We start from the raw sequence: 19,875 nt of genomic DNA, 5'->3' as shown, positions 1-19,875 counted from the left end.
GCGGCGATGAACGGTGATACAAGTAGGCGATCTGGTCGTATACGTAAAGGATGGCGCAAAGGGAGTCGTCATTCATATTGAGGAGGACCGCTTCCAGATAAAGTGGGAAGATGATTTTGTCAGCTGGGAGAAAAAGGAATGGCTGCTAACCAGTCCATTGGAAAATGGCGATCTTCAAAAACTGAAAGAACAGCGGGAGTAAATTCCCACTGTTCTTTTGTTTTGAGTGAATTTGACCATTAGTTACGGACTATATAAGGATACTCACGAGCAAAAGACCCCTCGATTCGAAAACAGCCGAGAACGGGTTGGGAAGAAGCGAGCGATACGATGAGATACGCGGCCTCCGGGTAATGACAGAAAGCAATATCTTCGGGTGACGGAATGGGAGGTGCAGTAGGATGGGAATGATAGATCCCGACCAAATGCTCCCCACGCAACGCCATTTTGTGGAAAACCTGTTGAATCTGCTTGGGGTCCATGGCAAAGGCGACCGGGCTTTTTAATGTATTCTCCATACGCCAAACCGTCTGTGCACTCCCATTTCTACCGGAAAGCAATCCGCATGTTTCATTTGGCTTCTTCTCCAGGGAATCTCGGATGATCTCATCCCAGACTGCACGGGTCATGGGAAACGGGGTCTCGATAAGATTAGCCCTGCCAACGCCTGCCGCAGCAACCTCCACTCGTTTTAGTCTGGACAGACGGTTGGACTCTGTGAACCGGACCGGATTTTGGCAAAGGTGATGGCGGCATTCGACGCTGGGTAGGTTGGACTGGGTGTTGTTGACGCTGTTGGTACAGTGCACGCATTTGTTCAGGTGTCATGGTTTTTCCTCCCTTTCTGGACTGTACTATGTTGTATTCAGTATGGCTGCACATGGTAACGGCTCTTGCACATTTTCACTTTTTCAGCGAAACGGGTTGAAGGCGTTGGCATTTGGGGGATAGGGCATCGGCATTTTTACTGGTGTGGGAGACGATTGCTGTGTAGAGGGATCGGAGCTTGGCATGAATGGAGTGGTTTGTTGGAATTGGGTGCTTGGCTGGAATGGAGTGTTTTGTTGGAATGAAGTGCTTTGCTGGAAATGGCCGAAGGCTTTATTGGATCGAGCTTCTTTTTGGGTGAATTCTTTGATGATTTGTTTGTATTTTTCTTCGTTGTTCTGGAGTTCTTTCAGCATGTTTTTGAGTCCGGCTATCGTCTTCTTCATCAATTGCTCCTGAGATGTAAACTCCTCAATGGCTTTTTCTTTTTCGGTTAACAGGGTGTCATATTTTTGGGTTGTTTTCTCCAGTACTTCGTTCCATTTATTTTTTTGAAGAGAGATGCTTGCGAGCTTCTCGTCGGTTTCTTTAACTTGTTGCTGAAAAGCTTTATTACGATCCTGTTCCTTCGCTAATTGCTGTTGTGTTTCTTTTAACTCCGACTGAAGACTCTTAAGGGTGTTTTGTGTTTGTTGTATTTCTTCGTCGCGTTTTTGTAGGCTTTGCTGCAATTCTTGCTCATGCTGGGAATGTGATTCGGCCAGCTTTTTATAGTCAGCGATGAGTTGATTTTTCGTTACCCGAGCTGCTTCCAGCTCAAGCAGAGCTTCTGTTAATTGTTGAGAAATCTCTTCGTGCTTTGCTGTCCAACTTTGTTCGAGATCCATTGCTTTTTGCAACATCTCATGGCGGGTGGCCTCGAGCTCCTGCTCTTTTGTGCGTAAATCTAGTTTTTTCGCTTCGAGTTCTTGCTCTCGGGTGTATATCTCTTGATTCTGGACTTGTAGCTCCTGCTCCCGGGCTTGCAAGTCTTGCCATTGGACTTGAATTTCTTGCTCCTGAGAGAGTAGCGTCTGTTCCAGGGTGTTTAGTTCTTGCCCGCGAGAAAGCAACTCCTGTTCACGAGTGTGTAGGATATGCTCTAGAGCCTGCAGCTCCTGCTCTTGATTGTGTAGCTCTTGATCTCGCGCGTTCAGCTCTTGCTTCATTGTGAGTAACTCTTGCTCATGGGAGTGGATTTCCTGCTCATGAGAGAGAAGCTCCTGCCCACGAAGCTGCAGCGCTTGCTCGCGGGATTGAAGTCCTTGTTCTTGAACCTGCAGCTCCTGGCTCTGAGCCAGAAGTGCTTGCTCCTGAGAGAGGTTGGCTTGCTCCCAATCCCGAAGCTCCTGTTCATGGGTCTTGAGCTCTTGTTCTTGAACCTGCAATGTTTGTGCATGAGCTTGTAGCTCTTTTTCTTGCGCCTGCAGTTCTTTTTCTTGCGCTTGCAGCTCTTTTTCTTGCACCTGCAGCTCTTGTTCAAAACCGTTTAGTTCTTCTTCCCTTGCTTGAAGGTCTCGCGTCTGCTCGAGAAGTTCTTGATCTCGCACCTGAAGCCCTTGCTCGAAAGCGAGCAGCTCTTGTTCTTTTGTTTGGAGATTATGATTTTGAGAGACAAGTTCTTGCCCGCGCGCTTGCAGCTCTTGCTCGAGAATGTAAAGGTCCTGCTCTCGCGCTTGGAGGTATTGCGTCTGTGTGAGAAGGTCCTGCTCCCGTGCTTGAAGGTACTGTGTCTGTGTGAGAAGGTCTTGCCCTTGAGATTTTAGTCCTTGTTCAAGAATTGTTAGCTCTTGTTCTTTTGTTTGCAAGTTATCTGCTTGCGTTTGCAGTTCTTTTCCTTGTATTTGGAGGTCTTGCTCAAAATTGAGAAGGTCCTGTTCCCGTGCTTGGAAGTCTTGCGTCAGAGAATGTAGCTCTAGCTCTTTGGACTGGAGCTGTTGTTCTTTCGTTTGCAGGTTTTGAGTTAGGGATTGAAGTTCTTGCCCTTGCGTCTGAAGTTCTTGCTCGAGAACGTGAAGGTCCTGCTCCCGTGCCTGGAGTTCTTGCGAAAGAGAATGCAGGTCTAGCTCTTTGGCCTGGAGCTGTTGTTCTTTTGTTTGCAGGTTTTGAGTTAGGGATTGAAGTTCTTGCTCTTGCGTCTGAAGCTTTTGCTCGAGATCGAGAAGTTCCTGCTCCCGTGAGTGGAGGTCTTGAGTCTGAGAATGCAGCTCTAGCTCTTTGGACTGGAGCTGTTGTTCTTTTGTTTGCAGGTTTTGAGTTAGGGAATGAAGGGCTTGCTCTTGCGTCTGAAGCTTTTGCTCGAGACCGAGAAGTTCCTGCTCTCGTGCTTGAAGTTCTTGCGTCACAGATTGCAGCTCTAACTCTTTGGAAGTGAGTTGTTGTTCTTTCGTTTGCAGGTTATGAGCTAGGGATTGAAGGTCATGTCCTTGCTTTTGAAGCTCTTGTTCGAGACCGAGAAGTTCCTGCTCCTGTGCTTGAAGGACTTGCGTCTGAGAATGTAGCTCCAGTTCCTTAGCCTGTAGCTCTTGCTCAAGACCGAGAAGATCCTGCTCCCGTGCTTGAAGAGCTTGTGTCTGAGAATGCAGTTCCAGCTTCTTCGTTTGGAGATTTTCATCGGTAACAAGCAGTTCTTGTTCTTTGGTCTGCAGCTCTTGCTTGAGAGTGAGCAGCTCTTGTTCTTTCGTCTGCTGGTTATCCGCTTGAGAATGCAGTTCTAACCATTGCGTCTGAAGCTCTTGTTCAAGACCGAGAAGATCCTGCTCCCGTTTTTGTAGGTGTTGCGTCTGAGTCTGCAGCTCTAGCCCCTTCAACTGGATTTCTTGTTCGAGAGAGAGTAGATCCTGTTCTTTGGTCTGCAGGTTACGCGCTTGAGAATGCAGTTCCTGTCCTTGCCCCTGAAGTTCTTGCTCAATACCTTGAAGTTCCAGCTCCCGTGTTTGAAGGTGTTGCGTCTGAGCCTGCAACTCTAACCCCTTCGACTGGAGCTCTTGTTCGAGAGAGAGTAGATCCTGCTCTTTCGTCTGCAGATTACGCGCAACAGATTGCAGTTCCAGCCCTTGCCTCTGCAACTCTTGCTCAAGATCGTGAAGTTCCTGCTCCTGGCCCTGGAGACTATGCTCAAATGCGTGGAGGTTTTGTTCCCGCACCTGTAGTTCTTGCTCCCGTTGCTCCCATTTTGCGCTTGCTTCTGTAAGCTGCTGTAGGTCAGAGAGTGTCTGCTCTTCCCGGGCCCGTGCGTCATCCAACAGCTGATTCAAATATTCAATTTTGGATAGTTGCTCCTGCTGACTGATCTGCGCACTCTTAAACTCTTTATTTACATTATCCAAAGCTTGTTTCCACGTAAGCTGTTGCTGCTCCAGATGTGCGATCATGTCTAAATGCTGCTGGCGTTCATGCAGGATCTCCTCGATTTTACTCAGCTGCTGCTGTTCTTGTTCGTGTAACGTTGTCTGCCATTGAGCCTCTTTTTGTTCGTAGATCTGTACTCGCCGTTGGAGCAATTCAATGTGCTCTCGTAAATGTGCTTCCTGAGCTTGATGTTTGGACATGATTTCTTCAAGCCGTGGACCTTTTCGTTGCTCTCTGATCTCGTTTTGCAGGCTGTCGATCGAATTCTTTAGCCTTGCCTCTGTTTCCTGGTGATCGTTTATGGCATTTTCGCGCTGTTTCAGGAGATGCTCGTAGTAGTCGAGCTTGCCTTTCATTTCTTGAAGCATGTCTTGTGAATCGTTCAAACGCTGTTTCCATTCTGTCCCTTTTCTGTCCAAATCTTCAAGAGTTTGGTTCAATTGTTCAAGCTGCTCTCTGTATGCTTCGTTTTTTTCGGATGTATCCTCTATCTGCTTCTGTAGGTGCCACACTTCTTGCATGAGTTGGTTTGCTTTGTCTTCGTAATAGTGTGCTTGTTTTTTTAGCAGGAGGAGCTTCTCATTTTCTTTCGGCTTATTCGCATTGGAGATTTTCCTTTTGTACACAGTGTTGTCCTCCTTTTTCCCTCTGGCGTTCCCATATAGACATATGTACGGGGTGGGAATTGGTGCCTGTATTGTAGTGACTGTTTATCCATAGAAAAAACGGGAGAAGTGCTGCTCTTCTCCCGCCTGATTGGTAATCATCTTTTTTGTTTTGCTTACGGAGAAGTGATGACGATATCTCCGAAAGTGATGCAATCGGCAACCAGCAATTGTTCGTCTGGTACGACAGTGACAGTTGCACTGAAGACAAGGACACCAGCAGAGTTGGTGAGTGTCAGGAGGATGACATCAGGCAGGCCGAGACCTGTTTCCGCCAAGGTGAGGGAGTAGGTTACAGTCTCCTGAGCCCCTGTTGCCGTAAATGTCTGTACGCCGGTACCTGTTACGACAAGACCTGTCACGATTGGGAGAATTGGCAAGACGGTAATGCAGGTCGGAGAGCTGATCGTCGTAGGCGAGAAGCTGAAGCTTTGATCGCCTGGGAGTACATCAGGCAAGATATTATCAAAGAAGTTAAAGGTAAACGAGCTGCTGGACGGATCGCAACTTGGGCAGATATCTGCGATGAGCTGAATCGTACCGGCGGCGAGTACGAGTGGAATACCAAGCGATACGGAAATGTTCGGTACCAATGCGTTGACGGACGCCTGGCAATCGCAGTTGCGTACGGGGAAGATTGGTGGGCATTGTGGTGGGAATGTGATCGGCGGGCAACGGAAAGATGGCGTTGGAGATGGAATTGGAATGTTGTTTGGACGAGGTGCGCAGAATTTCGCTAATACTTCCAGCTTGACTTCTGCTTCTACCTGGATCTCTACGCAGACAATGACGTCGAGTTGAACCATGCCGCCGAGGAGAACGGTACCGGTCGGAGAGCATTCGAAAGCGCTGATACGGCACAGGATATTGTCCTCATCAAGCGGTTCAGGCAGGCAGAGAACGACTTCCTGATCGAATTGCACTGTTGTTGTGAATTCGCAGAGAGGCGTTCCATCTGCGAAGACGCGAACGAGTACAGTGGCTCCGAACACGAAGCGAACGACCCCGACCCGAACGGTGGTCCCACCGACTGTAATGTTCTCGCGGCGAATACTGACGACTCTGCAAGTAGGACCAGGAGAAACTGGCTCAACGCAGGAGAGCGTGATATCTTGCCCTGCACGAATTGCAGCGTCTACCAGAGCTTGACAATCGTCGGGAAGGGCAATCTTGTTTCGGTAGCTGTTCGCTAATACTACCCAGTCGTACACCTTGTTGACGCGAATGCACTCTTCCTGCAGGTTGTTCGATATAGGAGGAGTTGCTGTAGGCGTCGGTGTAGGGAGCTGGCGACCCATAATGGGCTTCACGTGATGTTTCACCGTAAGAATCCTTCCTTTCCTAGGGAGTTTGCTTTGCAGTTACATACTATGTGGGCAACGGGAGTTTGGCATGTTGAGCATGCGCCTATTTTTTAGGTCACTATCTTGTCAGAAGGGAATTTTAAATTTTTGAAAGAACCAATTATCGTCGAATTTTCTTTGGGCAGCGTATCGAACACGCTGAGCGGCAGCCCCGCAAGTCAGCACATCATCCGTGATTTCGCTCGCATTTGCGTAAAGTACAAGTTTTTTCGCTCCCTCAATCCGTTGTTCGTTAAAATGGCTGTACGCCATTCGAAGCATATTGTAATAAATGTGCTCATGCGCAACTGTATAAGGGTGGACTTGCCTAAACAAATGCAAGATTTTTACGGATGGCTGGACCATACACGTATATCCAAACAGCCACATTTTGATGGAAAACTCGATATCTTCAAATCCCCATATGCGAAAACCGCGATCAAAACCCCCAACCTTCATAAAAGCTTCTCTGGTGACGAGGAAGCATCCCCCAGGCAATATCGCAACCGGCGCCGGGCCTGTTGGCTTTGGATACCAGGTGATCTCGAGCTTTTGATTCAGATTTTGCCCATATCCAATTTTATGGGGCTCCGTCATGGAGGCGATTCCCGGAGCAACGCCATCTGCTTTTTTGGTAAGAATGAGCTCCATCATGCGATCGATCCAAAAGTTTTCAAAAGACAGATGGGCATCGCAAAAAATGAAGTAGTTGCCGCGTGCATGATCCACACCCAAGTTTCGTGCTGCTGCAGCACCAATGCCTTCTGTTGTGATTAATTTTATTTTTTCATTTTGCCCCTGGCCTTGTAAAAAGTGACAACCATTATCAGTTGAGGCATCATCGACTACGATCACTTCATACGGATACGTCGTTCTTGTATTCAAAAGGGAAGTGATGGTAGAACGCACATTGTCCCCCTCATTTTTTACAGGAATGATAATGGAGATCAGGGGCATTTGTGAGGTGGGCATATAACCACTCCTTTCTGTAGCCATCGTATGCGCAAAGCGCTTCTGCGGAACAGTGATCGCCAAAAATGTTCACTTTGGACACTGGGCATTCATACAATATCGCGGACTGAAGGAAAGTGTCGTAAGGAGAGATGGGAATGGATGTTGAGGTATATTACAGTGGTCAACGTGGCGGGACCATGCCGTACGCGGCTCTTCCAGCGTTTCGTTTGTTTTGCAAGCAAAATGGCTTTCAATTGAAGTGGGATTTGACGAATAAAAGAGTGGATCTGGATTTGGGGTTGAAAGGGAAAGTTTGCGCTCTTTTTACTGGCATCTCTTCAGGAGCAACCGCCTACGAATGGGAGGTATTGGGGAATGTTCAAAAATTTCTCTCTGATAGCGGAATGGAGGTTGTCTTAAGCCAAAACAATTCCTCTCTGGCTAAAAATACGGATGTCGCCATACGTTTCAGCTTGAAGGAAATGAGAGTGCTGGAAAAACCGAGACTGATTTTCTTTCAGTCGGAGGATGAAAAGCGGCAAGATCTGGTCAAGTGTTTGCGTACAGAAATGCAGCAGACAGGAATCCCGTGTCACTATAAAGTAATCAAAAACCAAAAGCAACCATCGATCGTTCACATCCAGTTGCAGATGCCGCATTATACCGAAGTGAGCAAGCGTAAGATCTATGCGGAAAAAATTGCGCTACACTTAGCGTCAGGGGTTTTGGAGTATTTCCAAAATGGATTACACATTCAACCAATGGCGTTTTTACCACCCAATATTTTAAAGCTGTTTTATTCCACTATGCTCTTTACCACTGACAAGGAAAGTCGGCAGGGTGCAGACGAAAAGCCATTGGCAGAGGAACAAAGCACGATACAGGAAAGTGACCAGCCGACTAATGAGGCCAGTGACTCAAACAGTGAAACAAACAGTGTATCAGAAAGTGAACAGGAAGAGCTGTTGATCCTGGCAAAAGAAGAACTGCTGGAACAGGTAGTGACCATACATCCGGTCGAAGAAGTGCCTGAACACGTAGAATTGCGTGCAGCGGCAGAAGTGTATTTTGATTACACGCTGATTCACTCCGAATCGGTTGAGAAGCCGTATCTGTTAATTGGTACACTCCAGGTGAAAAATACGGGGAACGTTGAACTGAACAATCCAATTGTTTGCTTGCGCGTCTCGCCTGTCGATTCGATCAAAATGGGAGGGCAGGTATTGCCGCCGAAGCTCGTGGAGACGATGGCCGTGCAAGGTACATCGGGATTAAAAGGATGGAGATACTTGGAAGACGACTGGTTCGCCCAAGCGATGGAGAGAGGGGAATACTGGATGGCGCCGATCCAGCCTGTATCCATTCCGCCACAATCGACGGAGGCGTTCCAAAACTTCCAGATTTCTTTTATGAAACAAGAAGCGGGGAAGGGAATAGTCGTCGAGGGTGTCGTGCTTTGCAACGATCAGACGGTACACTTTTCAGCCAATAACCGGATCGCTGTGTCTTTTTGATAAGGAAAAAAGCCACCATTTCAAGGAGAAATGATGGCTTTTCCGTTCCGCGCCTCTATTTTTTCAAGAACATTTGCACGAACGTTTTTCCGTGCGGACCGCCATTTACGACAGCAATAGCTACGTAGTCATATGTTGGACTCATGATATTGGCTTTGTGCCCAGAGGAATTCATGAACATTTGATGGGCGCTGCTTACAGAGTAGTTTTGAGCAATATTTTCAGCAGCAGCTAAATAGCGAATACCAAAAGAATCCATCATTTGAAACGGTGAGCCGTAAGTGGGAGACGTGTGGCTAAAGTAACCTTTGCTTACCATCTCTTGGGCTTTTACACGTGCAACCTTCACCAACTGCATGTCCACTTGATAAGGTGCGAGTCCGCGGCTGGTGCGCTCTTGATTCACGAGTTGAACCATTTCTTTTTCCTCAGCCGTCAATTCAGCAGGAAGAGGAACTTGCGTGCCAGCACCAGGGTTTTGCGGTTGCTCAGGCTTGCTTGGTGTTACGGGAGTCGTTGGATTTGTTGGGACAGTTGGCTTCGTGTCTGGTTTAGGCTGCACTGGATTATTCTTGTATTGCGTTTTTATGGCAGTATACGTTTTGGCGTCAGCTTCACCCGTCAAGGTTTGTTTATTGCGCGACTGGAATAGCATAACGGCAAAGCGAGTAGATTCATCGTAATGACCCGAGGCAGTTACTTTGTATCCGAGGCCAGCGAGCATCGTCTGCAATTCCTTTACACGTTCACCGCTAGCACCTAATTTCAGCGTAGTGTAATCATTGGACTCATTTGGCTCAGATGGTGTAACTGGTGGTGTAGTCGGCTTCTGCGTGTGGGCTTTGTACACCCTCTTCAGTTTATCGTAAGTAGCTTTGTTCACAATTCCTGTTTGCTTGAGCTTGTATTTTTTCTGGAACGCTTTGACGTTATATGCTGTGTTGCTGTTGTAGATCTTGTCCACTACCAGCTTGTAGTCGTAATGGAGTGTATCGAGCATCTTTTCCACTTCAAGCACGCGCGTGTTTTTCATCCCTTTTTTCAAAGGAGTAAAGGTTGTTTTCGCAAATGCAGGTTGTCCGATCATGGTAACGAGGACGGACAGGGAAAGGATAGTTGCAATCTTCTTCATGTTGCGATTCATCTCATCACGCCTTTCTCTGATTTGTCGCACCACAATGGTACTAAATGTGGAACAAATGAGAAAAGCACAAAATATTGGAAAGAGGTGGAGGTGGAATGTTTGACCTCTCTTGGATCGACCTGATCATCCTCGTGCTGGCAAGCTTTCGTCTCACGCATTTGATTGTTTTTGATGAGATTACGTCTTTTCTGCGAAACCCATTTTACCAGGTACTATATGTACCCGATGAGTCGGGGCAAATGGTTCGGGACTTTCATTTTAAAGGCGGGAGGGTGCGCCAATGGATGGGGAGATTGTTGAGCTGCCACTGGTGCATGGGAATTTGGGTGGGCGCTTTGATCGTAGGGTTGTATATGTATGTGCCAGCCGCCTATCCTTTGTTGCTCCTGCTTGCTATAGCCGGAGCGGCGGCTGTCATTGAGACGAAGTTATACTCGAGTTGACTGATTAGCTCCTTGCAAATGCTTTGTACACGAGCACTTCATCATGGGATAGCGGAATGATCTCTTCTGCCATGTAACCTCCCACCATTCTGTGATGGACTTGAGGTGTGGTCGGAGCGGTAACACTGGACGAAGATATGTCTACTCGATGCATCGTCGCTCTGGGGTCGAGCGGGATTTCAAGGGCGAAGGTGGGTTTTTCGACGGTATAGCTTTTTACGCCTGCCCCATTTACGAGGGCAGTGAGCACAATCGGCTTCGCCAACCTGGCAGTAGAGCCGGGAACTCTTCCTTTTACCAAAAGCATTTGGGCAGGTGCAGAAGGCACTGATTCAACGATAACGCGCAAGACGGGAGGCGCCCATAAGTCAATACTCCGATTCATGCTTGAGATGCGGGACGTATTGGAAGGGAATGTTTTATACAGTTTTAAAAGGTTTAGTACACCCATGCCTTTGTATTGTGGAACGTACGAAATCCAGTGGCTTGGTATGGAAGCATAATTTTTCGCCAGCGATCTTAATACTTCAGGTACACCGATAGAATGCCATTGTGTAGCTGATTTGCAGGCACCGTGGATTCGTGCGCTTCCCAAATACTGGGCGATGTAGCCAATCGGATAAAATTTGGCGATTCGCATCCAGAGGTCGTAGTCCATGCAAAATTGCAGGGTTTCATCGACGCCCCCCATATGCCTGAAGACGTTGGCTCTGATGAAAGCGGAGGGCTGGCATATACAGCAGCTTTGATACAATTTCTTGGCGTCAGCTGGTTCTGATGGGTAGCTGGAGGATACTTGCCCATACTCATTCGTGACATGGCAATTGCCGTGTAGCATTCCCCAGCTCGGGTTGGACGCAAAAGCATGAACAGTTGCTTGGAGGGCACCAGGTACATACATGTCGTCTGAATTGAGCCAGCCAATGATTTCTCCTCTTGCCATTGCAAGGCCTTTGTTAATCGCATGAGACTGTCCGCGATCCGGTTCGGAAATATAACGGAAGCGCGGATCTTTTTGTGCATATTCTTGCAAGATGGAGAGCGTATCGTCAGTCGAGCCTCCATCTACCACGATATGCTCAAGGTTTGCATAGTCCTGGGTCAATATGCTATTTATGGTGTCACGAATAAACCGGCCTTGGTTGTAAGAGGGGGTAATGATACTCACTAAAGGTTGCTGTGAGTGGGACACGAGATTCACTCCCATCTTTCCATCATATAAAATGCATGCACTACCATCAGACTATGAAAGAATGGAAAATCGGGTACACAAGCATCGTTGATCTTGTGCACCCGATTTCATTTTACCCGGATATTACAGGTAGTCTGGAACGATCCCTGGATTGCGGAATATACGTAGCAATTCCGCGTGACAGTTATTGTCGATCTCGCTGCCAGAAATGGCTCTTGCCACGAGGCTGATACGTCCTGCATTGTAATTGTTAATACTGCCGGAGGGGATGGTCCGAATCGATTCAGGAATGACTTCAAACAGCGTACTCTTCAGCATCTCCTGAATGCAAAGCACGGAAGGCAGCCACCAAGTGGTATCGTCCTTATAAATCCGGTTCATTTGTCCAGGAGCTCCGTTGTAGACCATGATTGATTGGTTCGTATCCAGGATACAGGCAGTTTCCAACAAGAGGTGCCCACCTGGTTTAATCACACTCCGGCATTGCGACAATGTCCACATCGGATCGCGCAGATGATAGAGCAGACCAAGATGCTGGACGACATCAAATTGATTGTGCCGAATTTGATGAGGGAACGGCAGTGGTTCTGTAAAATCGTCCATCAGCAACACTTGCAGTCCTTCCCATAGTTTATAAGGGCTGGTATTGTACAGCGGCAAAACTTTGCTTTGCAGGATGTTCTTGCAAAACTCAAAATTCAAATAGAGCGGCTGCATACAGTCCGTAGCCACGACAAGACTTGCCCCTCTTTGCTCCGCTTCAAACGCCCACATACCGTCAAAGCTAGCAAGATCAAGGACGCGTTTCCCCGAATATTGGATATATTCTCTGGATTGTCGGGTCATATTCCATACATTTTCCAGAAGCGAAATCCCGGGAGTGACGATACCGGGTCGCAGTGCGATTTTATGGTACCATCGCCGTTTGTTGATCTCATCGAGGATTTCCTGATCTGTCCAAAATCTTCCCATCGACATATCCCCCTTCATTGCATAGTGCTTGCCCTATACGATATGTTCGGACAGTGCTGGGGGGAATGATATAAATGCATTAATTTTGTCCCAATCAGGTGTAAAGTTGCTTGGCAACAAGCAGGTTTTCGGAAAAAAGGCATATGCCCGTTTCTCGTTGTCTTTCTCTTACATAAAGTATGGGGAGTAAAAGGAGGCGGAAAGAGTATGCCCTTGCCTATTGTGATCATCCATCGCGGGGACGATGATTATCTCACATACAGCTTGCAGCAAGCGAAAATAAGCAACCCAAATACGCCCGTCTATCTGATAGGGAATGGAGGAAACAGGAGGTATGCTACGAACGGCATCATTCACGAGATGATAGACGAGTACATGCATGCCGCTATCGAAATGACGAGAGTCTATAAACATATTCATTTTATGCCCTTTGAGTACAACCTGTTTTGTTTTCAAAGATGGTTTATTTTGTTGGCGTTTATGAAAAAGCATCAATTTCCGAAATGCTGCTATATCGATACGGATGTCATGCTGTATACCGACGTGAACCATCCACGCTTTGACAACTTTACGATGGAATTCGTATGGACCAATTTCGTAGACAGACAGAAGCTCGAACATTATTGCGAGTTCATGAGGTCTCACTTTGCCACTCCTATTGCATTCGCGAAAGTCGTCCAATACACCATGCAGAGAAAGGAGCATGTAAGGTTCAATCAGCCTTTAATTACGGATATGGTGCTGGCCTTGCTATTTCTTGAGCAATTCAAGGATTACCGAATCACGAATGGCTTGTTTCATGATGGCATAATGGATGGGAATATTCAGCAGGCTACATCGGTGGAGAATTTGTACGGCTATAAGAAAATTTACTCGATAAACGGTATCTTGTGCTGCAAGGATAATGCAACGGGCCGATATATGCCGATGTTTTCTCTGCATTTTCAAGGATACATGAAGCACTTTATGAGATTTTTCACGGCTCCTTATCTTCCCCAAGCAGGTTCATACATTTTCGATTATATTTCCAATCGTTGGATTCAGTTTTCATAGGCTTCTATCATTCCTCGTGTTATTTGACCATTTTCATTGGATCATAGAGCATCCACTGCGACAAACGCATAAGATGGTGCATACAACACGATAAACGGATAGAGGTGGCCTGGGTGAAACTGATATTGCTATCGGGTGGTTCAGGGAAAAGGCTGTGGCCGCTCTCCAATGATGTCAGATCCAAACAGTTCTTGAAGTTGATAGGCAATGAACATGCCCAACCAGAGGCAATGGTTCAACGAGTGTGGAGGCAGCTGACCTCGCGCAATTGGTCGGAGCCTGTTTATATTTCAACAGGCCGCTCGCATGTTGATTTGCTTCAAAGCCAACTCGGTGAGGGCGTTCCCTTGATCGTGGAGCCGGAAAAAAGGGATACCTTCCCTGCCATTGCTTTAGCGGTTACCTATTTGTATTCTGCTTTGACAATGGACCCCGATGAGGTCATAGCCATCATGCCTGTTGATCCATTCGTTGAGGATCGCTTCATGGACAGGATCAAGGAGCTGGAGAACGTCATTCTCAGCTCAGACGCGAATCTCGCATTAATCGGAGTGAAACCGACGTATCCTTCTACGAAATACGGCTACATTGTCCCACAGCTCGAATCGGAATCGGATCAGGGGAAAAGGCCTCATGCCTATCAAAAAGTAAAAAGCTTCAAAGAAAAGCCGTCACTTGAGCAAGCGCAGGATTTAGTAGAAAAGAAGGCCCTGTGGAATTGTGGAATTTTTGCTTTTCGATTGGGTTATCTGATTCGTGAATTGGAGCAAAAAGGATTGCCTACTGAATACAACCGCATGCTTGAGCAATATAGCCAAATGCCTGCCATCAGCTTTGACTATGAGATTGTAGAAAAGGCAGAGAAAGTAGTCGTTCTCCCGTATGACGGATACTGGAAGGACTTAGGGACGTGGAATACGCTCACGGAAGAAATGAGCGGCAGTGCAATCGGTAAGGTCTTGCTTGATGAGAGCTGCGCGAATACGCATGTTATCAACGAATTGGACATACCTATCGTGTCCATCGGTCTATCGGACATGATCGTGGCGGCCAGTCCTGATGGGATCCTCGTTTCGTCCAAGGAGCAAAGTCATATGGTCAAAAATTTGGCTTTGGATTGGACAAAGCGCCCAATGTATGAAGAGCGGCGCTGGGGATGGTATCAGGTTATGCATTTTCAGAAGAATGAAGACGACGTGGAAGTATTAACGAAAAGAATCCATATATACGCCGGGAAAAATTTGAGCTATCAGTACCATCACCACCGCAGCGAAGTATGGATCATTGTAGAGGGCTGTGGCGAGTTCATCTTGGATGATCAGCTGAGCCAGGTCGGACCAGGTGACGTCTTGCAAATCCCGGTAGGAGCCAAACATGCAATCAAAGCTACGAATGAGCTGGAATTCATCGAGGTACAGATGGGAAGTCAGCTGGTGGAAGAAGATATCGTTCGACTCGGAATGACGTGGTCAGCGATTCTGGAGCGGATTGGGAAGCACGGTGATCACGATGGTTGATCCAGTGTTCTGGCGAGACAAAAAAGTGTTGATCACAGGGCATACGGGGTTCAAAGGGGCATGGCTATGCTTATGGCTGCATCACTTAGGGGCGAAGGTAACGGGGTATGCGCTGTCGCCGCCGACAAATCCGAGTATTTTTGAGTGTGCCCAGATCAGCTCATTGGTTGATTCGATTATTGATGATGTCAGATCGAAGGAAAGTGTTCAAAAAGCGATCAACCAAGCAAACCCGGATATTATCATTCACATGGCCGCTCAGCCGCTGGTGCGTTTATCGTATCAATATCCGGCGGAAACCTACGAAATCAATGTCATGGGTACGGTGAATGTACTCGAAGCGGCGAGAGTGGCTGTGCAAAACGGTATGAAAATCAGAGCGATTATCAATGTTACGACGGATAAGGTTTACGAAAATCGGGAGTGGGTGTGGGGATACCGTGAGCAGGATGTATTGGGCGGCTATGACCCGTACTCCAACAGCAAAGCATGTTCGGAGCAAGTGACTGCCTCCTATCGCAATGCTTTCTTTCACCCCGACCAGTATCACCAGCATGGCGTAGCCATTGCTTCAGCGCGAGCAGGCAATGTGATCGGCGGAGGTGATTGGGCTCTTGATCGTTTAATACCAGATTGCCTGAGTGCCTTGATGAAGGGTGAGAAAATCATCATTCGAAGTCCAAAAGCAATTCGACCGTGGCAGCACGTCCTTGAGCCATTGAAGGGTTATTTGATGCTCGCTGAAAAAATGTGGAGAAATGGCAAGGATTACGCGCAGAGCTGGAATTTTGGCCCGAATGATGAAGATGCAAAATCGGTAGAGTGGATCGTCCGGCAATTGTGTGAGCGATGGGGAGCTGGCGCCAGCTTTGAAGCAGAGCGAACAGATTCACAATGGCACGAAGCCCAATATTTAAAGCTGGACTGTTCCAAAGCCAGAAGCGAAATAGACTGGAAGCCCAACTGGTCAATCGAACAGACCTTGGACAGTATCATTTCTTGGCATAAGGCCTATCAGCAGAAGCAAGACGTGAGAAAAATCTGTTTGGCCCAAATCAGAGCGTATACAGATGGGCCCCGATGAACAACAGAGGAAGGAGGGCAGCCAATGAAAGTCGTCATCCTAGCAGGAGGGTATGGCACACGCATTGGAGAAGAGACGCATCTTCGTCCGAAGCCGCTCATTGAGATCGGTGATTGGCCCATCATTTGTCATATCATGTCCAGTTATTCCAAGTACGGCTTCCACGATTTCATCATTTGTCTCGGGTACAAAGGCTATATGATCAAGGAGTACTTCGCGCACTACTTCCTTCACCATTCTGATGTGACGTTTGATTTTCGCAATGACAATCAGGTCACTTTTCACAACCACAATGCTGCTCCATGGCGAGTCACATTGATTGACACGGGGAAAGACACAGGGACAGGTGGAAGGGTGAGACGGATACAGAAATATGTGGGAGAAGAAACATTCATGCTGACGTATGGAGATGGCTTATCCGACATTGATATTGAACAGCTGGTAAAATTTCATCGCGCGCATAAAAAGCTCGCAACGATCACCACTACTCAACCGCCAGGCCGATTCGGAGCATTGGATCTTGCCAATGGGAACACCGTAACAGGATTCCAAGAGAAGCCAAAGGGGGACGGCGGGTGGATCAATGCTGGTTTTTTTGTCATGGAGCCAGGAGTCTTTGACTATATTGCGGGTGACGAGACGGTATTGGAAAAAGAGCCGCTGGAGAGCTTGGCCAAGGCGAATCAACTGATGGCCTTCAAGCATACCGGTTTTTGGCATCCAATGGATACGCTTAGAGATAAAAACTACTTGGAAGAACTGTGGAAATCCGGAAAAGCAGCATGGGCAACCAGCCGAACATAAGGAGGAAGCAGGAGTGGGCGGATTAAACGAGAACAGTGAAGAAGTTTTTTCTCCGATTGGATACGGTGACATCACGATCGATTGTGGGGCAAATTACGGGGTCATTTCTCAAAAAATGGCGGAAAAAGGTGCCCTCGTCTTTGCGTTTGAACCGAATCCATTTGTATTTGAGGAATTGAAAAAAAGGGTAGGACCTTATCCCAATGTCATATGTATAAACAAAGCGGTTTGGCATAAAAACGACAAGCTGCGCTTGCATTTGCATGATCTTTACCATACGGATCCGGCAGGGTCTGCTTATGCCTCTTCCCTTTTGAATAATCATCCTGTTACGAATCCCAATAAGTATGTAGAGGTAGAGGTCATTGATTTGACACAGTTCATCCAAATGCTCAATCGTCCCATCAAATTAATTAAAATAGATATCGAGGGGGCAGAATTTGAACTGCTGGAAAAGATCGTAGAACAAAATTTACACCTGCAAATAGAAAAAATCGTCGTAGAAAATCATGAATGGCTCATCGAAGGCTTGAAAGCGAAGGCCGATCACTTTCGGGGGATCATGCAAGAAAAACAAATTCACAACATCGACTTGAACTGGATATAAGAAGAGAGCCAAGCAAGTGAAGGGGAGCGATCCCAAAATGAAGATACTTGTGACCGGCGCGACAGGTTTTCTCGGAAGCCAGCTCGTAAAAGCGCTGCGATGGGACGGACATACCGTCATCATTTTGAAAAGGAGCACCTCCGATTGCTTGCGTATCCAAGACGTTTTACCTGATTTGATTACGTATGATACGGATCGCGGGGAATGGGAAGCTCCTTTTTTCGAGCAGGGGAGAATGGATGTGATCATCCATACGGCAACCTGCTATGGACGCAACAACGAGAGCAATGCCATGCTGGTAGATGCCAATGTGACCTTTCCGTTAAAACTGCTGGATGTGGCCATACGCTTTGGCACCCCTGTTTTCCTGAATACGGATACGTTTTCCAGTACGCCCATCCGATTATCCAGACATCTGCAACCTTACAATTTGACAAAGCGTCAATTTAGAGAATGGGGAAAAAGCATAGCAGAAACGTCTGCCCTGCAATTCATCAACGTCCGGCTTGAGCATATGTATGGTCCCTATGACAATATGAATAAATTTGTCTCTTCTGTCATCAAAAGCTGTCTCGAAAATCAGCCTGAACTAAGGCTTACTGAAGGAAAGCAAGCAAGGGATTTTATTTATGTGGATGATGTTGTTTCCGCCTTCCGTGTACTGTTGGAGAATGCTGCTCGTCTACCCGCAGGATATGCGGAATACCAGGTAGGGACAAGCAAAGCTACCTCGATCCGAGAGTTTGTAGAACTGGTTCATCAGATGACCCAGTCAAGCACGGCCCTGAAGTTCGGATCGATTGCCTATCATGACCTGGAAATCATGCATTCACAAGCAGATATTCGGCCGCTGCAAGCACTGGGGTGGAATCCTCAGGTGAAGCTGGAGGATGGGTTGAGAAAGGTTATGAGCGTTTTTAAATAGCAACGTAACTAACAAAAAACATGGCGAGCCTGCAGCCATGTTTTTTCGTGTTCGCTTAATCGAGGAAAGTCTTGTTTGTGCAGAACAGATCAGCGTGGTAAGGTTTCATTTCATCTAGTAAATGATTGTAGTTCTTCACTTTTACCACTGTATTGTCCCGCTTGAAAATATACAGATGGGTAAACAATTTCTCCAGCAGTGTATAGAGCACGAGTGGATGTCTGCCGAAATTTTCCTTAATGCTTTCTGGGTTGAATTCAATGATCACATCCGGGTCCCATTGCCTCAGCGTTCGCAGGGCGCTTTCCAGGACCACGACTTCTGAACCTTCCACGTCGATTTTAATGAGGTCGATGCGCGAGATCATATTCTGTTCTACCCAGTCATCCAGCCTGACACATGATATAAATTGAGTGGATTTCTCCACGGCTTCTGGTTCATGCGGGATGTAAGACCATCCGCCTCCACGCGGGTCGTCATTAAAATGGATGTTCCCATTCCGGTCCGCTATTCCGAGCTGAAGTGGTTCGACATTGGTGATGTGATTCTCAGACAGGTTCCGCAGAAGATAAGGATAATTGGCATCCGAGGGCTCGAAAGCATAAACCTTGCCTTGTGGCACGAGATAGCTCAGGGCGAGGGATATCGCACCGATGTTCGCACCGATGTCTAGGCAAATATGGTCAGGTTGTACGATTTTTTTCAGCGGAAGAATGACATAGTCTTCGTAGTATCCTTTGAAGTAGTTAATAAAGAACAGGACGCTTTGATCGGAGTCATCCCCATAGACGGTAAAGGTTTGATTGTCAAACGGCAGGTGAAAGTCAACTTTCTTCATAGAATTCGTTGCTCCTTCAAGTGGATTGTAGATCATGATGATGTCATTCCCTACGACGAATAAGAGGTCAGGACGAAGAGAATGAACGAACTCTCGTAGTTCCTGGATAGTAGGATAATCCTTCAACAATGGGTTGGGACCAATAAAGCAACGAGCATCATCAATCAAAATGACGTGATTTTTCACAGAATGCTGCAGGATAGCGGTAAGCTCCTGCAGGATTGGGGTGTCCAGGTTTCCTTTGGCTGCCTCAGTTGAGCGGGGGATGTAATGACCGTCCAGCCAAAACAGGCAAGGTGTTGTGACAGAGTGCATCAGATTGGCCAGTATGGTTCCACTGTCACCGTGGAGGATATGGATATGGCTGTCACTTGAAAATTTCTGTTTTGCCGCTATAAACAAAGCTTCATCCAGCTCGATGGAAACGAGCAAGTCGAAATGATTTTTCATTGCTTGCAACATGTCGCCCTTAAACGTACCTGTCTCGATCAAGGTGCGTATGCCCATCGTTTTTGCTATATGCTTGATCTTTGACTTTTTCAAATCGTTTGTCGGGGCTTCCAACAGCCAAAAATCCCAAGTCTCTTGTTCTGTTAAGGGAAACGGGATTCGGCGCTCCTTCCTCCACGTCTCCCGAATTTGCTGCATGCGTGACATACAAA

18 protein-coding genes are annotated in these 19,875 nt (G+C 47.1%); 9 read left to right on the top strand and 9 right to left on the bottom strand.

Annotated features, from left to right (window positions below; genetic code table 11):
- Positions 1–13: 13 nt before the first annotated feature.
- Positions 14–202, top strand: a complete 189-nt coding sequence (locus EL268_RS21040; RefSeq protein WP_106655778.1) for a hypothetical protein — start codon at positions 14–16, stop codon at positions 200–202.
- Positions 203–239: 37 nt separating this feature from the next.
- On the opposite strand, the gene EL268_RS21035 is transcribed toward EL268_RS21040, so the two are convergent.
- The 5 genes from EL268_RS21035 to EL268_RS21020 form a co-directional block, all read right to left on the bottom strand.
- Positions 240–629 (bottom strand): M67 family metallopeptidase, encoded by a 390-nt coding sequence (locus EL268_RS21035; RefSeq protein ID WP_232029982.1) that lies wholly within the window; start codon positions 627–629, stop codon positions 240–242.
- 22 nt (positions 630–651) lie between these two features.
- The gene (locus EL268_RS33480) at positions 652–828 is read right to left on the bottom strand and encodes a hypothetical protein (protein WP_232029980.1); all 177 of its coding nucleotides are present in this window, start codon (positions 826–828) and stop codon (positions 652–654) included.
- An 83-nt stretch (positions 829–911) separates the two neighbouring features.
- The gene (locus tag EL268_RS21030) at positions 912–4,784 is read right to left on the bottom strand and encodes a hypothetical protein (protein WP_106655780.1); all 3,873 of its coding nucleotides are present in this window, start codon (positions 4,782–4,784) and stop codon (positions 912–914) included.
- A gap of 155 nt (positions 4,785–4,939) precedes the next feature.
- A complete protein-coding gene (locus tag EL268_RS21025; RefSeq protein WP_106655781.1) occupies positions 4,940–6,145 on the bottom strand; it encodes a BMQ_0737 family morphogenetic spore coat protein in 1,206 nt (401 codons plus the stop codon).
- Between the two features lie 108 nt (positions 6,146–6,253).
- A complete protein-coding gene (locus tag EL268_RS21020) occupies positions 6,254–7,138 on the bottom strand; it encodes a glycosyltransferase family 2 protein (RefSeq protein ID WP_106655782.1) in 885 nt (294 codons plus the stop codon).
- A 137-nt stretch (positions 7,139–7,275) separates the two neighbouring features.
- Here EL268_RS21020 and EL268_RS21015 point away from each other — a divergent pair, with 137 nt between their 5' ends.
- Complete coding sequence (locus EL268_RS21015) at positions 7,276–8,634, top strand: hypothetical protein (protein WP_106655783.1); 1,359 nt, start codon at positions 7,276–7,278, stop codon at positions 8,632–8,634.
- A 55-nt stretch (positions 8,635–8,689) separates the two neighbouring features.
- Here the strand turns inward: EL268_RS21015 and EL268_RS21010 are convergent, their stop codons facing one another.
- Positions 8,690–9,766 (bottom strand): peptidoglycan-binding protein, encoded by a 1,077-nt coding sequence (locus EL268_RS21010; protein WP_232029978.1) that lies wholly within the window; start codon positions 9,764–9,766, stop codon positions 8,690–8,692.
- A 107-nt stretch (positions 9,767–9,873) separates the two neighbouring features.
- On the opposite strand from EL268_RS21010, the gene EL268_RS21005 reads away from it, so the two are divergent.
- On the top strand, positions 9,874–10,221 hold the full coding sequence (locus tag EL268_RS21005; protein WP_106655785.1) for a DUF1360 domain-containing protein: 348 nt from the start codon (positions 9,874–9,876) through the stop codon (positions 10,219–10,221).
- 4 nt (positions 10,222–10,225) lie between these two features.
- On the opposite strand, the gene EL268_RS21000 is transcribed toward EL268_RS21005, so the two are convergent.
- Positions 10,226–11,413, bottom strand: a complete 1,188-nt coding sequence (locus EL268_RS21000; protein ID WP_106655786.1) for a glycosyltransferase family 2 protein — start codon at positions 11,411–11,413, stop codon at positions 10,226–10,228.
- Between the two features lie 123 nt (positions 11,414–11,536).
- Entirely contained in the window at positions 11,537–12,385 is an 849-nt protein-coding gene (locus tag EL268_RS20995) for a DUF1698 domain-containing protein (RefSeq protein WP_106655787.1), read from the bottom strand.
- Between the two features lie 207 nt (positions 12,386–12,592).
- On the opposite strand from EL268_RS20995, the gene EL268_RS20990 reads away from it, so the two are divergent.
- The 6 genes from EL268_RS20990 to EL268_RS20965 all read left to right on the top strand — a co-directional run bounded on the left by EL268_RS20990 (position 12,593) and on the right by EL268_RS20965 (position 18,375).
- On the top strand, positions 12,593–13,438 hold the full coding sequence (locus tag EL268_RS20990) for a hypothetical protein (RefSeq protein ID WP_106655788.1): 846 nt from the start codon (positions 12,593–12,595) through the stop codon (positions 13,436–13,438).
- Positions 13,439–13,551: 113 nt separating this feature from the next.
- Entirely contained in the window at positions 13,552–14,955 is a 1,404-nt protein-coding gene (locus tag EL268_RS20985) for a sugar phosphate nucleotidyltransferase (protein WP_106655789.1), read from the top strand.
- A complete protein-coding gene (rfbG, locus tag EL268_RS20980) occupies positions 14,948–16,039 on the top strand; it encodes a CDP-glucose 4,6-dehydratase (RefSeq protein ID WP_106655790.1) in 1,092 nt (363 codons plus the stop codon). The genes EL268_RS20985 and rfbG overlap by 8 nt, the downstream gene beginning before the upstream one ends.
- A gap of 24 nt (positions 16,040–16,063) precedes the next feature.
- Positions 16,064–16,843 carry a glucose-1-phosphate cytidylyltransferase gene (rfbF, locus tag EL268_RS20975; protein ID WP_106655791.1) on the top strand — a complete coding sequence of 260 codons (780 nt, stop codon included), beginning with the start codon at positions 16,064–16,066 and terminating at the stop codon, positions 16,841–16,843.
- A gap of 13 nt (positions 16,844–16,856) precedes the next feature.
- Positions 16,857–17,450: an FkbM family methyltransferase gene (locus EL268_RS20970; protein WP_106655792.1), complete on the top strand. Its 594-nt coding sequence runs from the start codon at positions 16,857–16,859 to the stop codon at positions 17,448–17,450.
- Positions 17,451–17,487: 37 nt separating this feature from the next.
- A complete protein-coding gene (locus EL268_RS20965; protein ID WP_106655793.1) occupies positions 17,488–18,375 on the top strand; it encodes an NAD-dependent epimerase/dehydratase family protein in 888 nt (295 codons plus the stop codon).
- Between the two features lie 55 nt (positions 18,376–18,430).
- Here EL268_RS20965 and EL268_RS20960 read toward each other — a convergent pair whose 3' ends face one another.
- Positions 18,431–19,870: an FkbM family methyltransferase gene (locus EL268_RS20960; protein WP_106655794.1), complete on the bottom strand. Its 1,440-nt coding sequence runs from the start codon at positions 19,868–19,870 to the stop codon at positions 18,431–18,433.
- Positions 19,871–19,875: the final 5 nt, after the last annotated feature.

This window comes from Brevibacillus brevis (assembly GCF_900637055.1).
Taxonomy (GTDB): domain Bacteria; phylum Bacillota; class Bacilli; order Brevibacillales; family Brevibacillaceae; genus Brevibacillus; species Brevibacillus brevis.
This window is presented reverse-complemented; position numbering and strand designations above follow the sequence as displayed.

Excerpts from the sequence above, each read along its gene's own strand:
- EL268_RS21020 (WP_106655782.1), bottom strand. The coding sequence starts at position 7,138 with ATGCCCACCTCACAAATGCCCCTGATCTCCATTATCATTCCTGTAAAA.
- rfbG (WP_106655790.1), top strand. The coding sequence starts at position 14,948 with ATGGTTGATCCAGTGTTCTGGCGAGACAAAAAAGTGTTGATCACAGGG.
- EL268_RS21005 (WP_106655785.1), top strand. The coding sequence starts at position 9,874 with ATGTTTGACCTCTCTTGGATCGACCTGATCATCCTCGTGCTGGCAAGC.
- EL268_RS21035 (WP_232029982.1), bottom strand. The coding sequence starts at position 629 with ATGACCCGTGCAGTCTGGGATGAGATCATCCGAGATTCCCTGGAGAAG.
- rfbF (WP_106655791.1), top strand. The coding sequence starts at position 16,064 with ATGAAAGTCGTCATCCTAGCAGGAGGGTATGGCACACGCATTGGAGAA.
- EL268_RS20995 (WP_106655787.1), bottom strand. The coding sequence starts at position 12,385 with ATGGGAAGATTTTGGACAGATCAGGAAATCCTCGATGAGATCAACAAA.
- EL268_RS20965 (WP_106655793.1), top strand. The coding sequence starts at position 17,488 with ATGAAGATACTTGTGACCGGCGCGACAGGTTTTCTCGGAAGCCAGCTC.
- EL268_RS33480 (WP_232029980.1), bottom strand. The coding sequence starts at position 828 with ATGACACCTGAACAAATGCGTGCACTGTACCAACAGCGTCAACAACAC.
- EL268_RS20960 (WP_106655794.1), bottom strand. The coding sequence starts at position 19,870 with ATGTCACGCATGCAGCAAATTCGGGAGACGTGGAGGAAGGAGCGCCGA.
- EL268_RS21010 (WP_232029978.1), bottom strand. The coding sequence starts at position 9,766 with ATGAAGAAGATTGCAACTATCCTTTCCCTGTCCGTCCTCGTTACCATG.
- EL268_RS20990 (WP_106655788.1), top strand. The coding sequence starts at position 12,593 with ATGCCCTTGCCTATTGTGATCATCCATCGCGGGGACGATGATTATCTC.
- EL268_RS21015 (WP_106655783.1), top strand. The coding sequence starts at position 7,276 with ATGGATGTTGAGGTATATTACAGTGGTCAACGTGGCGGGACCATGCCG.